Here is a 14,321-nt window from a genome sequence, read left to right as displayed (position 1 = left end):
CAAAAGGGGTGTCATTGTCCAGATCAAACGCGGATTGACTCGATGACACGCCGTCTTGGCGCCTAGGATTCCCCTTAACACCTAACACCCCGCGTAGCACCTCATCGGTCTCATTCGACAGGAACCCCATGAGCGACACATCCTCCCCCTTCGGCTTCGAGCTCGTGCGGCGTGGTTACGACCGCGGTCAGGTGGACGACCGCATCACCAAGCTGGTCTCCGACCGTGACAGCGCCCTCGGACGTATCAACTCTCTGGAAAAGCGGATCGAGGAGTTGCACCTCGAGACGCAGAACGCCCAGGCTCAGGTGAACGACGCCGAGCCGTCGTACGCCGGTCTCGGCGCCCGGGTCGAGAAGATCCTGCGCCTGGCCGAGGAGGAGGCGAAGGACCTCCGTGAGGAGGCCCGTCGCGCGGCCGAGCAGCACCGCGAGCTGGCCGAGTCGGCCGCCCAGCAGGTGCGCAACGACGCCGAGTCGTTCGCCGCCGACCGGAAGTCGACCGCCGAGGACGAGGGCGTCCGCATCGTCGAGAAGGCCAAGGGCGACGCGGCGTCGCTGCGCACCGAGGCCCAGAAGGACGCGGCCTCCAAGCGCGAGGAGGCCGACGCGCTCTTCGAGGAGACCCGCGCCAAGGCCGCCCAGGCCGCCGCGGACTTCGAGACCAACCTGGCCAAGCGCCGCGAGCAGTCCGAGCGCGACCTGGCGGGCCGTCAGGCCAAGGCCGAGAAGCGTCTCGCGGAGATCGAGCACCGCGCGGAGCAGCTGCGCCTGGAGGCCGAGAAGCTCCGTACGGACGCCGAGCGCCGCGCCCGCCAGACCGTGGAGACCGCGCAGCGCCAGGCCGAGGACATCGTGGCCGACGCGAACGCCAAGGCCGACCGGATCCGCAGCGAGTCCGAGCGCGAGCTGGCGGCGCTCACCAACCGCCGCGACTCGATCAACGCGCAGCTCACCAACGTCCGCGAGATGCTGGCGACGCTGACGGGTGCCGCGGTCGCCGCCGCCTCCGCTCCGATCGACGACGAGCCGGTCACCCGCGGCGTTCCGGCGCAGCAGAGCCGCTAGTCGACGGAAGGCTTCCGACACCAGTGGCCGGAAGCCAACAATCCGCTTCGACACCGAGGGCCCTTCGTCACCCGTGAGAGGTGGCGTAGGGCCCTTCGGCGTTCTAGCGTGGCGGGATGATCGAGCTCGAGGGCCTTACGAAACGATTCGGCGCGAAAACCGCCGTGGACCACCTCAGCTTCCAGGTCAGACCGGGGGTGGTCACCGGCTTCCTCGGCCCCAACGGGGCGGGCAAGTCCACGACCATGCGCATGATGCTGGACCTCGACAATCCGACCAGCGGTACGGTCCGGATCGACGGGAAGCACTACCGGGACCTGCCGGAGCCGCTGAAGTACATCGGGGCGCTGCTGGACGCGAAGGCGATGAACGGCGGCCGCAGCGCGTACAACAACCTCCTCTGCCTCGCCCAGTCGAACCGCATCCCGCGCAGCCGGGTCTCCGAGGTGCTGGACCTGGTCGGCCTGACGGCCGTGGCCAGGAAGAAGTCGAAGGGATTCTCCCTCGGTATGGGCCAGCGGCTGGGCATCGCCTCCGCGCTGCTCGGCGACCCGGAGATCCTGATGTTCGACGAGCCCGTCAATGGTCTGGACCCGGAGGGAATTCTCTGGATCCGCAATCTGATGAAGGGGCTCGCGGCCGAGGGAAGGACGATCTTCGTTTCCTCCCATCTGATGAGCGAAATGGCCCTGACCGCGGAGCATTTGGTCGTGATCGGACAAGGAAAGCTGCTCGCCGACCTGTCCATGGCTGATTTCATCCAGCAGAACTCGCGCAGTTTCGTGCGCGTCCGCACGCCGCAGCAGGAACGGCTGAAGGACGTCCTGCACGAGGCCGGGATCGACGCGATCAGCGTCCCGGCAACCGGCGCCCTGGAGATCGACGGCGTGGAGTCGGAGCGCCTCGGCGAGCTGGCCGCCCAGCACCAGATCGTGCTGCACGAACTCAGCCCGCAGCGGGCCTCACTGGAGGAAGCGTTCATGCGCATGACGGCGGACTCCGTCGAGTACCACGCCCACGCACCGGGGGCGTCCGGCTTCCCGCCGGGACCCGGCATGGCGGCGGACAATCCGGCCCGGCCCGCCGACGTACCCGCGTGGGGCGCCGGCTTCGATGCTCAGCGCAAGGGCGGCAAGTGATCATGGCGTTCTCCTCCGTTCTGCAGTCCGAGTGGACCAAGATCCGCTCGGTCGGCTCCACCGTCTGGACCCTGGCTTCGGCCGCCATCGTCACCGTCGGCATCAGCTCCCTGCTCTGCGCGTTCATCAACTCCTCCTTCAAGGACATGCCCGCGCAGGAGCAGGCCACCTTCGACCCGACGCTCGCCAGCTTCGCCGGCATGTCCCTCGGCCAGCTCGCGATGATCGTCTTCGGCGTGCTGGTCGTAGGCACGGAGTACAGCTCGGGCATGATCCGCACCTCGCTCGCGGCCGTGCCCCGGCGCGGCAGCTTCCTGGCCGGCAAGCTCCTCGTCGCCACCGGGCTCGCGCTGGTCGTGGGCCTGATCACCAGCTTCGCGTCCTTCTTCATCGGACAGGCGATCCTGGGCGAGCGCAGCATCGGCATCGACGAGCCGAACGTGCTGCGCGCCGTCTTCGGAGCCGGGCTCTACATGGCGATGCTCGCGCTGTTCTCCATGGGCGTGGCCGCCATGCTGCGCAGCTCCATGCTCTCGCTCGGCATCCTGATGCCGTTCTTCCTCCTGGTCTCGAACATCCTCGGGGCGGTCTCGGCGACCCGCAAGGTGGCCCAGTACTTCCCCGACCAGGCCGGTTCCAAGGTCATGCAGGTGATCCCGGGGGCGATGGGCAGCGAGGAGGTTCCCTACGGGCCCTGGGGCGGTTTCGGGATCATGGCACTCTGGGTACTGGCGGCCGTGCTCGGCGGCTACCTCGTCCTCAGGAAGAGGGACGCCTGACGTACTACGGGGGATCCCCGGGTCGGTTCTCAGGGGTAGCTCAGGGTCCGGGACGACGTGGAACCGCAAGGGACTGGATATCCTCTTAACCCTTACGCGGGCGAGAGTCGTCCCGGCCTGGCAAGGGGCAGCAAGATGATCGAGGCAGTCGGCCTGACCAAGCGCTTCGGCGCGAAGACCGCTGTCGACGACCTTTCCTTCCAGGTCAAGCCCGGTCACGTGACGGGATTCCTGGGGCCCAACGGCTCCGGGAAGTCCACCACGATGCGCATGATCGTCGGCCTGGACCGGCCCACCTCCGGCCGGGTCACCATCAACGGCGTGCCCTTCCGCGAGCTCCCGAACGCCCAGCGGCACGTCGGCGCGCTGCTCGACGCCAAGGCCGTCCACGGCGGCCGCCGGGCCCGCACCCACCTGCTGTCCATCGCCCAGCTCTCCGGGATCCCCGAGAAGCGGGTGGACGAGGTCCTGGGCGTCGTCGGCCTCCAGGACGTGGCCCGCCAGCGCGCCAAGGGCTTCTCGCTCGGCATGGGCCAGCGGCTCGGCATCGCGACCGCCCTGCTCGGCGACCCCCAGGTGCTCCTCTTCGACGAGCCGGTCAACGGACTCGACCCCGAGGGCATCCTCTGGGTCCGCAATCTGATGCGCCGGCTCGCCTCCGAGGGCCGCACCGTCTTCGTCTCCTCGCACCTCATGAGCGAGATGGCACTGACCGCCGACCACCTGATCGTGATCGGCCGGGGCCGGCTGCTCGCCGACATGAGCACCCAGGACTTCATCACCCACAACTCGGCCGGATTCGCCCGGGTCCGCACGGCCGACACCGACCCCGGCGGCTGGGACACCCTCGGCTCCGTCCTCACCAGGGCGGGCGGCCGGGTCCTGCGGGAGCCCGACGGGGCGCTGCGGGTGACCGGGCTGGAGCTGCCGCGGATCTCCGACCTCGCGCACGCGGCCGGCGTACGGCTCTGGGAGCTGTCGCCGCACCGGGCCTCGCTGGAGGAGGCTTACATGCGGATGACCCAGTCCTCCGTCGAGTACACCTCCACCGAGGACCCGCGCAACGAGCTGTGGGAGCCCGAACCGCTGACCGTGCCGGAGTGGGAGGAGGAGGCGGAGGCCTCCGCGGCCCTCCAGGTCTCCGCGGCGAGCTTCTTCGCGCCCCCGCCGCCCGGGACCGGCGGCCGGCCGTTCCTGATGCCCACCAGTCCCGGCGAGCTCGCCGGCCCCGAGACCGTGAAGACCGAGAACGCGAAGCCCCAGACCGCGAAGCCCCAGACCGCGAAGCCCGAGACCGTGAAGCCCGAGACCGTGAAGCCCGAGGACGCCCGATGACCGCCCCGACGACCGCGCCGACCGCCGGGGACCAGGGCCCGGCGGGCTACTCCTCTCCGCTGCCGACCCCCCGGCCGCACCTGGGGCACGCGCTGGCCTCGGAGTGGACGAAGCTGACCTCGGTGCGCTCCACGATGTGGACGCTCGGCGCCCTGGTGCTGCTGGTCGTCGGCATCGGCGGCGCGGTGATCCTGCAGACCTCCTCCCCCGACTACGAGCAGATGCCGTTCGTCGCCCCCGCCCTGTTCGGCCTGCTGGTGGGGCAGCTGGCGGTGATGGTGCTCGGCGTGCTGACGATCAGCTCCGAACACGGCACCGGCCTGATCCGCACCACGTTCACGGCCGCCCCCGACCGGTACCGGGTGCTCACCGCGAAGTACCTCGTCTTCGCCGCCACCGCCTTCTTCGTCACGGCCGGCTCCGTCTGCCTGGTCGGGCTGACCGCGACCATCCTGCGCGACGGCCGGGGCTCCGGGGCGCACGCGAGCGCCGAGTGGGCCTCCGGGCTCCTGGGCAGCTTCTACGTGACCCTGCTCGGCGTGCTCGCCCTGGCGGTCGGGGCGCTCGTGCGGCACTCCGCCGGGGCCGTCGCCGTGATGCTCGGGGTCGTCACGCTGCCGCCGGTGATAGGGGCGGTGCTGAGCATCTGGGAGGCCCTCGCCCCGGTGGGCCGGGCCCTGCTCCAGTACAACGCGCCGGTGGCGCTGATCACGCTGTTCGGCATGCCGCTGGACACCAGCGCGGCCCCGGCCGACGGGAGCACTCCGTACCCGACGAGCCTGAACCACATGGTGCTGATCCTGGTGGTGACGGGCGCCGCGGTCGCCGCCTCGTACGTGGTGTCCGGCCGCCGGGACGTGTAGGGCCCGGGCGGGCGGTAGCGGCTAGGTCGTCTCTTTCGGATCTTGTCGGCTTGAGTCCGCGGCGTCTGGTGCCGTGCCTGGGCGTGCTGTCGGGGCGTTCGCGTACTGGGCGTACGTGGTCGCCTCGGCAGTGCGGCCAGGCGCGGTGCCAGGCGTCGCGGGCCCGGCAAGATCCGAAAGAGACGGCCTAGTACTTGGGAGCGTTGCGGGACCGCTGCACCTTGGTGGTGCGGCGGTCCTTCGCGTTCCAGCAGGCCTTGTGCCAGTGCCTGCGGTCGTCGACCCCGCCGTACTCGGGCCAGGCCACCAGGTGCGGGGTACCGGAAGGGATCTCCTGGTCGCAGCCGGGGCAGCGGTAGCGCTTGCCCGCGGCGCTCGCGCCCGCGACGTGCCGGACCTTCCAGTCCTCGCCCTGGTACTCCTCCGTGCGCTCCAGGCCGTACCGGTCCAGACTGCCCGGGCCCGAGCCCTGGTCCGAACGATCGGCTGGATTCTCGCCGCCCCTGGGGCGGTTGTGGCGCGGTGACACGTATACCTCACGGATGGGCGGACGGCAGTGACTTTCTCCCAGACTACGCGCAGCGAACCCGGGTACCCGCAGGGTGGCCGAAGGACGACCGTAGTACGGATCGACCGGTTGGCGTGACCGACCCGACAATCCCAATAACTTTCTGTTCAGGCCGTGCCTTTGGCACGTGTCAGACGTTGTTGCCAGTGAGGAAAACGGTCCGCCTGGGGGAGGCCGCGTCAGCCGCGAGGAGGCTAAAGGCGATGCGCGTAGGAGCATTTGTACTGGCGGCCCAGTTCCCGGGCCAGGGACAGGGCGAGGCACTGCACCGGGCGGTGCGGACGGCCGAGGTGGCCGAGGAGGCCGGGCTCGACTCGGTCTGGCTCGCCGAGCACCACTTCGTCCCGTACGGGGTCTGCCCGTCCGCGGTGACCCTGGCGGCCCTGATGCTGGGCCGCACCCGGCGGCTGCGCGTGGGCACGGCGGTGAGCGTGCTGCCGAGCACCCACCCGGTGGCGCTGGGCGAGCAGGCGGCCCTGCTGCACCTGACCTCGGAGGGGCGGTTCACCCTCGGGGTGGGCCGGGGCGGTCCCTGGGTGGACCTGGAGGTCTTCGGCGGCGGGCTCGACGCGTACGAGAACCGCTTCCCGGAGGACCTGGACCTGCTGCGGCGCTGGCTGGCCGACCCGCGCGTGGGATCACCGGCGGAGGGGACGGGAACCGGGGCGGCGGCGGCCGGCGGCCGGTACGGCTTCCGCGAAGTGGCCGTCGTACCGCGCGCGTCGGAGGCGCTGCACGGGGACGGGACGGGGCCGGAACTGATCGTCGCCTGCACCTCCCCCGGCTCGGTACGGATGGCCGCGGAGCGCGGACTGCCGATGCTGCTGGGCATGCACTGCGGGGACGAGGACAAGGCCGCCATGGTCGAGCTGTGGCGGCGCACGGCCCGGGCCGCGGGGCATTCGCCCGAGGCCGGCCACGTCTCGGCCGGGGTCTGCCAGCTGGCGGACCGCACAGCGGACGCCCGCGAAACCCTGATGAAGGCGATGCCGGGCTGGCTCAAGCAGGGCCTGGACGCGCACGTCACGGTGGACGGACGGCAGCGGGCGATGCGGGACCCGGTCGCGTACACCGAGCTGCTGTGCGATCTCCACCCCGTGGGCACGCCGGAACTGGCGGCGGACCGGCTGGCGGCCACCTCGGAGCGTACGGGCATCACGCGGTTCGCCCTGCTGACGGAAGGGTCGGGTGATCTCGCCTCGACCGAGGAGAACCTCCGGCGCCTCGGCGCCGAGGTGCTGCCCCGGCTCGGCTGAGACCAGGGCTGCCGCTCCGTTGGCACCGGAGCGGCAGCGAGGTACCGGTCGTGCGGCGATACGGTCGTACGGCGGTGCGGACTGCGGTGGTACGGACTGCGGTCGTGCTGTTGGTGCGGTCTTCCTGCTAACAGTCGCGCATTTCGGGCGACTGGTTGAGCAGCTGACCACGGATCGAAGTGAACTTGGCCAGCCGGTCGTCCACCGAGGAGTCCAGCGGGAAGACCGCTACCCGGTGGCAGTTCTGGAATGCCAGGCGCACTCCGAAGTGGCGCTGCAGCGCACCCCGTATCGCGTCACTCGCGAGAGCGCGAAGCAGCTGGCCACGCGCCTGCTCGTCCGGCGGCGGCGTCTGGTTGTCGGCGAACTGTCCGCCGTCCACCTTGAGCTGGGCCACCAGCGAGCTGATCATCTCCCATGCGTAGGGCAGGGAGGTCCGGACGCAGTCGACGAAAGCGGCTTCGTCGACCTCGCCTCGCTCGGCCTGTTCGAGTAGGGCCGGTGAGACGTCGAGCGACATGGGTTCTCCTCTCGCGACTCCGGCCGATTGGGTTGCCGGAGCCTTACGGGCAGGGAGGGAGATCGCGACGCAGCGTGCACGCTTCGCAACCTCCCGCTCACCACGGTAGGCGCCCGGTGGGTACCGCACCAGGAGAATGCGCATACAACGCGCCATCCTCGAAGGGGGCTTTCGGGGGCGAATCGCGTGCAGGCCTTCTCGTCGAGTAGCGTTGCCGACCATGCGTCTCGTCATTGCCCGCTGCTCCGTCGATTACGCGGGCCGGCTCACCGCCCATCTGCCCTCGGCACCCCGTCTGATCCTCGTGAAGGCCGACGGCAGTGTCTCGATCCACGCGGACGACCGAGCGTACAAACCGCTCAACTGGATGTCGCCGCCGTGCACCCTCAAGGAGGGGAGCGGTGATGAGGCCGGCGTCTGGACCGTCGTCAACAAGGCGGGCGAGAAGCTCATCATCACCATGGAGGAAGTCCTCCACGACTCCTCCCACGAGCTGGGCATCGACCCGGGTCTGATCAAGGACGGGGTCGAGGCCCACCTGCAGGAGCTCCTGGCCGACCGGATCGAGACCCTCGGCGAGGGCTACACGCTGATCCGCCGCGAGTACATGACGGCGATCGGACCGGTCGACATCCTGTGCCGGGACGCCTCCGGCGCGACGGTGGCGGTGGAGATCAAGCGGCGCGGCGAGATCGACGGCGTGGAACAGCTCACCCGCTACCTGGAACTGCTGAACCGCGATCCGCACCTGGCGCCGGTCAAGGGCGTCTTCGCGGCCCAGGAGATCAAGCCCCAGGCCCGCGTCCTGGCGAACGACCGCGGCATGGACTGCGTCGTCCTCGACTACAACGCGATGCGCGGCATCGAGGACGACAAGCTCCGCCTGTTCTGAGGCCTGCTGCGCCGAAGGCCCGCCCCGGCGACGCGGACGGGCCCCTGGCGGGCCGTCAGGGAGCCGCGGTCTCCGTCTCGCCGGTTCCGCCCGTCGGGGGCTTCGGCCCACCGGTCGGCACCGTGTCCGACGGGCTGGGCGACGCGGACGCCGACGCCGACGGACTCGGGGAGACCGGCGGGGTGCTCACCGGCGGGGGCGAGCTCGGCGACGGCGAAGGCGAGGTCACCGGGCTCGACGACGAGGTGCTCGGCGACGGCGACGGGGTCGCCGAGGGGGACTTGCGCGGCGGCGGGGTCGTACCCGGCGCCGACGCGGTGGGCGACGAGACCTCCGGCGCCGGCGCGGGATCGTTTCCGCTCGGATCCGAGGCACTCGGCTGCGCCTGACTCTCCTCCGTGCTCGGGGTCGTGGAGACCGCCGGCGCCTGCACCGGAGGCTTCTTCTCGTCGCTCATCGCCAGTGCGGCCACCGTGCCCAGCACCACGGCGCCCAGTGCCCCGGCTGCGGCGAGCAGCAGCGGCCTGCGGCGGGGCTTCTTCGGCCCGGGCGGCACCCTGGGCTCGGCCGGGGCCGGCTCCGGGGCCAGGGGGAAGGCGTCCTCGAACACCTCGGCCAGGGTCGCGGGGGCGACGGAGCCCGCCGGGGCCACCGCGGGCACGACCGTCGTGAAGGAGTCCGGAGCCCGCACCGCCGCGTGCTCGGGTACGGGACCGGCCCCGGGGCCCGCCGCGGGCAGGGCGGCGAGGGCCTTCGACAGGGTCGCCGGAGTCGCGGGCGCCGAGGGCACGACCGGAGCGGACGCCACCCCCGCAGCACTACGCCCCCCACGCGCCCCGGGAGCCACCGGCGTACCGGGAGCACCCGCAGGTATCCCGGGAGCACCGGGAGCACCGGGAGCACCGGGAGCACCGGGAGCACCGGGAGCACCGGGAGCACCGGGAGCACCGGGAGCACCGGGAGCACCGGCCGACGGTATCCCCGCAGCGGGGGCGGCACCGGCAGCAGCACCACCAGCGAACAGCCCCCCGCCAACCCCGGGACCGCCAGCAGCGGCACCAGCGGCACCAGCGGCACCAGCGGCCAACGCACTCCCCGCGCCACCGGAGCCACCGGAGCCACCGAACGCACCCGGAACCTCAGGAGACCGCGGAGCCCCGGCGGCCCCGGGGCCGAAAGGCGACCCCTGGGCACCGAGAAGTGCGGGGAACTGCGGCTTGGGACCGGTCCCGGCCCCGGTCCCGGGGAGCCCGGCAGCCGCCGGAAGGCCCGGGACACCGGACACCGGCAGGATCGCCGTACCCCCCGGCGCCACCGGCGCCGAGGGCGCCGAGGGCGCCACCGCAGCCGGCGGAGCCAGCCGCAGGGGCGGCGAGACCTGGGTCTCCGCCGACTCCCGGTCGGTGACCAGGGCCAGGGCCCGCCGTCCCGCCACGGTCCCCCGCTTGTCGGCCAGCGCGCCGCGCAGCCCGATCGAGGCCTCCAGCTCGGCCCGCGCCCGGTCGAGCCGGCCCTCGCACAGGGCCAGTACGCCCAGCTCGTGGTGGAAGTACGCCTGCTCCGCGACCTCGCCGGCCTTCCGCGCGGCCTCCGCGCCCGCGCGCAGCACCCGCTCCCAGGCCTCCCAGTGCAGCGAGGCCGCGAACGCAGGGGCGGCCGTCCGTGCCAGCAGTACCGCGGCCACCACATCGGCCCCGGCCAGCGCCGCGAGCACCGCGTCGGCCTCCATCGCGACCCGCCCGGGGCTGACCGAGGTGTTCCCGGTCCACCAGGCGTAGTGCCGGGCGGCCGTACGGGCCTCCTCGGCCGCGGTGTCCCCGTAGCCGATGTCCTCCAGCTGCCGGGCGACCCCGGCGGCCAGCTGGTAGCGGGTCCCGACGGGGGTCAGCAGCCCGCAGTCGAGCAGCTCCGCGACGGCCGCGTCGGCGTGCGTGTCGCCGACCAGCGCGGGCAGGTGCGCGTGGTGCGGCAGTTCCCCGCCCAGGGCGCAGGCGATCCGCAGCGCGGCCCGCGCCGACTCGCTGACCCTGGAGGCGAGCAGTTCCGCCGGGGCGGCGCCCTCGGCCAGCGTCGGCAGCGGCACGAACACGGTGTCGCGCGGCTTCTCCTCGAAGACGCCGGGCTCCTCGTCCTCGTCGTCCTCGTCGTCACCGGTGCGGTTGAGTTCGTCGCGCTGCCGCAGCAGCGCGGCCGCCTGGACGAAGCGGACCGGCAGCCCCTCGGAGGCGAAGCTCAGGTCGCCCGCCCAGGCCGTTTCCTCGTCGGTCAGCGCCCGGCCGGTGCCCGCTTCGAGCAGGGCCACGCAGTGGGCGCGGGAGAGCCCGCCGAGGAAGACCTCTTCGAGGTGCGAGTCGTCGGAGGGGGCCCGGGTGTCGGGGGTGGCGGCCAGCAGGTAGGCGCACTCGGGCGTGGCCCGCAGCAGTTCGTCGAGGGCGGTGCCGCCCATCTCGAGGTCGTCGATCACGACGACGGCGCCTATCTCCGCCACCCGGGCGAGGAGCCCGGGCCGGTCGGGGCGCTCGGCCGGAGCCTCGTACACGGTGGCGTACAGCGCCTGGAGCAGCTCGGCGGGCTGCTGGTGGCCGTACCCGCTGAGCCGTACGACCCCGTCGGGGGCGAGGTCCGCGCAGGCCTCGGCGACCGCGTCGAGCAGCGTCGTGCGCCCGGATCCGGACGGGCCGGTCAGCCGTACGGAGCGGCCGCGCGCGAGGAGCCGTACGAGGCGCTCGCGCTCCTCCTCCCGGCCCAGCGGGGTCCGCGTCCCGGCCGGGGCGCCCGGCGGTACGGGCGGCCGCGCGGCGGCCGCGGCGGAGGCGCGGGCGGCGGGGGTGCGCTTGACCGGGGCCGGGGCGGGCTCGCCGCCGGGGCGGTGCGTCCGGACGATCTCGCTGCCGTCGACGGGGTTCACGGTGAGGGTGAAGTCCCCGGACGTCAGCGTCACCACGCGCGCCGGCGGCTCCACCGGATCGGCCTGCCCCTGTGTGCTGCTGCGGTCCATGACCAAGTCCCCCGATCGCGCCGTGCGCCCTCGTCTCGCCCGGCCTTCGCTCACGCCGCTGTCGCTAGTGGTCCGGTTTCCGCCCGAACCCTAGACCGTGCCCGGTGGGGCGTGAACCGCAGGGGTGCCTTCACCACCGGACCGTTACGTTTGCGCGGGCCGCGTGGAGCGGGCCTCCACGGGTGACGCGGACACTGGTGCGACGGGCGTCACGCGCGAGGCAGCGACTCCGCTTCCAGTCCGCCCTCGATCGCGAGGATCCGGTGCAGCCGGGTGGCCACGAGCAGCCGCTGCATCTGGGGCGGGACCCCGCGCAGGACGAGCCGCCTGCCGGTCCGGCCGGCGCGGCGGTGGGCGCCCATGATCACGCCGAGTCCCGTCGCGTCCCAGGAGTCGAGCCCGGTGAGGTCCAGCACGAGGTCGCCGTGACCGTCGTCGAGGGCGGTGTGCAGGACCGTACGGGCGTCCGCCGCGCTGCGCACGTCGAGGCGGCCCCCGACAGCGAGTTCGGCGTGGTCGCCCCTGATGTGCATGTGTACTCCCGGCAGCGCGGTACTGATTGCGTATGGTCCGACTGGTCCGCTGGTCGGCAACTCTCACTGCAACTGACTGCCTCAGGGGCAGGGAAGTTGCCGACCGTGAGCGAACCGATACCTAATTCACCCTGTGGGGTGCAGGCATTCGAACGGGTGCTCAGTGCTTGTAGAAGCCCTGACCGCTCTTGCGGCCGATGTCGCCCGCGTCCACCATGCGGCGCATCAGCTCCGGCGGCGCGAACTTCTCGTCCTGGGACTCCGTGTAGATGTTGCTGGTGGCGTGCAGCAGGATGTCGACGCCGGTGAGGTCCGCGGTGGCCAGCGGGCCCATGGCGTGCCCGAAGCCGAGCTTGCAGGCGATGTCGATGTCCTCGGCCGAAGCGACGCCCGATTCGTACAGTTTCGCGGCTTCGACGACCAGCGCGGAGATGAGACGGGTCGTCACGAAACCGGCGACGTCGCGGTTGACGACGATGCAGGTCTTGCCGACGGACTCGGCGAACGCCCGGGTGGTGGCGAGGGTTTCGTCGCTCGTCTTGTAGCCGCGCACGAGCTCGCACAGCTGCATCATCGGGACCGGCGAGAAGAAGTGCGCGCCGACGACCCGCTCCGGACGCTCCGTCACGGCCGCGATCTTGGTGATCGGGATGGCGGAGGTGTTGGAGGCGAGGACCGCGTCCTCGCGCACGATCTTGTCGAGCGCGCGGAAGATCTCGTGCTTGACCTCGAGCTTCTCGAAGACGGCCTCGACGACGATGTCGGCGTCGGCGACCGCTTCCAGCTCGGTGGTCGTGGTGATGCGGGCGAGCGCCGCCTCGGCGTCCTCGGCCGTCAGCTTGCCCTTGGCGACGAACCGGTCGTACGAGGCCTTGATCCCGTCGGTACCGCGCGTCAGAGCGGCGTCGGTGACATCGCGCAGCACGACGTCCCAACCCGCCTGAGCGGAGACCTGCGCGATTCCGGAACCCATCAGTCCGGCACCGATGACGGCGAGCTTCCCAGCCACTGCACACCCCACGTTCTTCTAGGACACGGCCTCAGATACGGCACAGCCTCGTTCGTTCTCCGGCGGAGACTAGCGTCCGCGAGGGGCCGAGTGACCGCGAAGTAACACGCGTCACGTCTCAGATGACGGACATCACACCGGGACGGCCCAGCAGTGCGGCGGGGGGCCGCAGTTGACCCGGTCTAGGGTGGCGGCATGGTGAACCTCACGCGCATCTACACCCGTACCGGCGACAAGGGCACGACCGCGCTCGGCGACATGAGCCGCACGGCCAAGACCGATCTGCGGATCTCGGCGTACGCCGACGCCAACGAGGCCAACGCGGCCATCGGAACGGCCATCGCGCTCGGCTCGCTGCCCGCCGATGTCGTGAAGGTCCTGGTCCGTGTGCAGAACGACCTGTTCGACGTGGGCGCCGACCTGTGCACCCCGGTCGCCGAGAACCCGGAGTACCCGCCGCTGCGCGTCGAGCAGTTCTACGTGGACAAGCTGGAGGCCGACTGCGACCTCTTCAACGGCGAGCTGGAGAAGCTCCGCAGCTTCATCCTGCCCGGCGGCACCCCCGGCGCGGCCCTCCTGCACCAGGCCTGCACGGTGGTGCGGCGCGCCGAGCGCTCCACCTGGGCCGCTCTGGAGGCGCACGGCGAGGTCATGAACCCGCTCACGGCCACCTACCTCAACCGCCTCTCCGACCTCCTCTTCATCCTGGCCCGCACGGCCAACAAGGAGGTCGGGGACGTCCTGTGGGTCCCGGGCGGGGACCGCTAGCCGGTCCGGAGCGCTCAGGAGGCGTCCACCGAATCGCGCCGGGCGGATGTCGCCGGGGCGCGCTTCGGCCACACCGTGTAGGTGACGGCGATCAGGGCGTGGATGCCTGCCACCCGCAGGGCCGTGAGCTGCCATCCGCGCAGCACCGAGGTGTCGCCCGAGGCACCGACGTACCAGATCGCGGCCTGCAGCAGACCGGCCGCGACGGCCGCCGCGAGGACGGTCCGCGCGAGCAGCTTCCACTCGTGGAGGGCCCGCGCCGCGCCGTGACCGGCGCCGGCCGGCTTCGGGCCGCCGGCCAGCCGGTACGCGGCGTGGGCGTCGAGCCAGCGCACGGTGTAGTGCCCGTAGCCGACGGTGTAGCCGAGGTACAGCGCGGCGAGCCCGTGCTTCCAGTCCGGCTCGGCGCCGCCGCGCAGGTCCACCGCGGTGGCCGCCAGCAGCGCCAGCTCCAGGAGCGGCTCGCACAGCAGGACGGCGGCGCCGGTCCTCGGCATCCCCGCGAGGTAGCGCAGGGCCAGACCGCCGGCGAGCAGGACCCAGAAGCCGACTTCACAGGCGATGATCAGGGTGACGAGCACGGGAGTCTCCGTT

Annotated in this window: 14 protein-coding genes; 8 read left to right on the top strand and 6 right to left on the bottom strand. The window is 71.9% G+C overall.

The genetic code is table 11. The annotated features are described in order from the left end of the window. Window positions 1-128 precede the first annotated feature (128 nt). From ACWCP2_RS05115 to ACWCP2_RS05095, 5 genes are all read left to right on the top strand, one after another. Complete coding sequence (locus tag ACWCP2_RS05115; RefSeq protein WP_243336252.1) at window positions 129-1,067, top strand: coiled-coil domain-containing protein; 939 nt, start codon at window positions 129-131, stop codon at window positions 1,065-1,067. Between the two features lie 116 nt (window positions 1,068-1,183). Further along, window positions 1,184-2,206 (top strand): ATP-binding cassette domain-containing protein, encoded by a 1,023-nt coding sequence (locus ACWCP2_RS05110; protein ID WP_450907196.1) that lies wholly within the window; start codon window positions 1,184-1,186, stop codon window positions 2,204-2,206. Between the two features lie 2 nt (window positions 2,207-2,208). Beyond that, window positions 2,209-2,985 carry an ABC transporter permease subunit gene (locus tag ACWCP2_RS05105; protein ID WP_450907195.1) on the top strand — a complete coding sequence of 259 codons (777 nt, stop codon included), beginning with the start codon at window positions 2,209-2,211 and terminating at the stop codon, window positions 2,983-2,985. Between the two features lie 135 nt (window positions 2,986-3,120). After that, entirely contained in the window at window positions 3,121-4,320 is a 1,200-nt protein-coding gene (locus ACWCP2_RS05100; RefSeq protein ID WP_450907194.1) for an ABC transporter ATP-binding protein, read from the top strand. Then, window positions 4,317-5,183, top strand: a complete 867-nt coding sequence (locus ACWCP2_RS05095; RefSeq protein WP_450907193.1) for an ABC transporter permease — start codon at window positions 4,317-4,319, stop codon at window positions 5,181-5,183. The genes ACWCP2_RS05100 and ACWCP2_RS05095 overlap by 4 nt, the downstream gene beginning before the upstream one ends. A 187-nt stretch (window positions 5,184-5,370) precedes the next feature. Here the strand turns inward: ACWCP2_RS05095 and ACWCP2_RS05090 are convergent, their stop codons facing one another. Further along, a complete protein-coding gene (locus tag ACWCP2_RS05090; protein ID WP_450907192.1) occupies window positions 5,371-5,712 on the bottom strand; it encodes an ATP/GTP-binding protein in 342 nt (113 codons plus the stop codon). A 242-nt stretch (window positions 5,713-5,954) separates the two neighbouring features. Here ACWCP2_RS05090 and ACWCP2_RS05085 point away from each other — a divergent pair, with 242 nt between their 5' ends. Further along, entirely contained in the window at window positions 5,955-7,007 is a 1,053-nt protein-coding gene (locus tag ACWCP2_RS05085) for an LLM class flavin-dependent oxidoreductase (RefSeq protein ID WP_450907191.1), read from the top strand. Window positions 7,008-7,134: 127 nt separating this feature from the next. Here the strand turns inward: ACWCP2_RS05085 and ACWCP2_RS05080 are convergent, their stop codons facing one another. Further along, window positions 7,135-7,527, bottom strand: a complete 393-nt coding sequence (locus ACWCP2_RS05080; protein ID WP_243336246.1) for an SCO5389 family protein — start codon at window positions 7,525-7,527, stop codon at window positions 7,135-7,137. A gap of 220 nt (window positions 7,528-7,747) precedes the next feature. On the opposite strand from ACWCP2_RS05080, the gene nucS reads away from it, so the two are divergent. Beyond that, complete coding sequence (nucS, locus tag ACWCP2_RS05075; RefSeq protein ID WP_327304507.1) at window positions 7,748-8,419, top strand: endonuclease NucS; 672 nt, start codon at window positions 7,748-7,750, stop codon at window positions 8,417-8,419. A 55-nt stretch (window positions 8,420-8,474) separates the two neighbouring features. Here the strand turns inward: nucS and ACWCP2_RS05070 are convergent, their stop codons facing one another. The 3 genes from ACWCP2_RS05070 to ACWCP2_RS05060 all read right to left on the bottom strand — a co-directional run bounded on the left by ACWCP2_RS05070 (window position 8,475) and on the right by ACWCP2_RS05060 (window position 12,959). Next, on the bottom strand, window positions 8,475-11,417 hold the full coding sequence (locus ACWCP2_RS05070; RefSeq protein WP_450907190.1) for an ATP-binding protein: 2,943 nt from the start codon (window positions 11,415-11,417) through the stop codon (window positions 8,475-8,477). Between the two features lie 209 nt (window positions 11,418-11,626). Next, on the bottom strand, window positions 11,627-11,950 hold the full coding sequence (locus ACWCP2_RS05065) for an STAS domain-containing protein (protein WP_243336243.1): 324 nt from the start codon (window positions 11,948-11,950) through the stop codon (window positions 11,627-11,629). A gap of 160 nt (window positions 11,951-12,110) precedes the next feature. Beyond that, a complete protein-coding gene (locus ACWCP2_RS05060; protein WP_450907189.1) occupies window positions 12,111-12,959 on the bottom strand; it encodes a 3-hydroxyacyl-CoA dehydrogenase family protein in 849 nt (282 codons plus the stop codon). Window positions 12,960-13,154: 195 nt separating this feature from the next. On the opposite strand from ACWCP2_RS05060, the gene ACWCP2_RS05055 reads away from it, so the two are divergent. Then, window positions 13,155-13,727: a cob(I)yrinic acid a,c-diamide adenosyltransferase gene (locus ACWCP2_RS05055; RefSeq protein ID WP_266881157.1), complete on the top strand. Its 573-nt coding sequence runs from the start codon at window positions 13,155-13,157 to the stop codon at window positions 13,725-13,727. A gap of 14 nt (window positions 13,728-13,741) precedes the next feature. Here ACWCP2_RS05055 and ACWCP2_RS05050 read toward each other — a convergent pair whose 3' ends face one another. Beyond that, on the bottom strand, window positions 13,742-14,308 hold the full coding sequence (locus tag ACWCP2_RS05050; RefSeq protein ID WP_450907188.1) for a hypothetical protein: 567 nt from the start codon (window positions 14,306-14,308) through the stop codon (window positions 13,742-13,744). Window positions 14,309-14,321 lie beyond the last annotated feature (13 nt).

It is taken from the genome of Streptomyces sp. NPDC002104, assembly GCF_053593795.1.
Note: the sequence above shows the minus strand (reverse complement) of the source record. Positions and strands in the feature narration are given on the sequence as shown.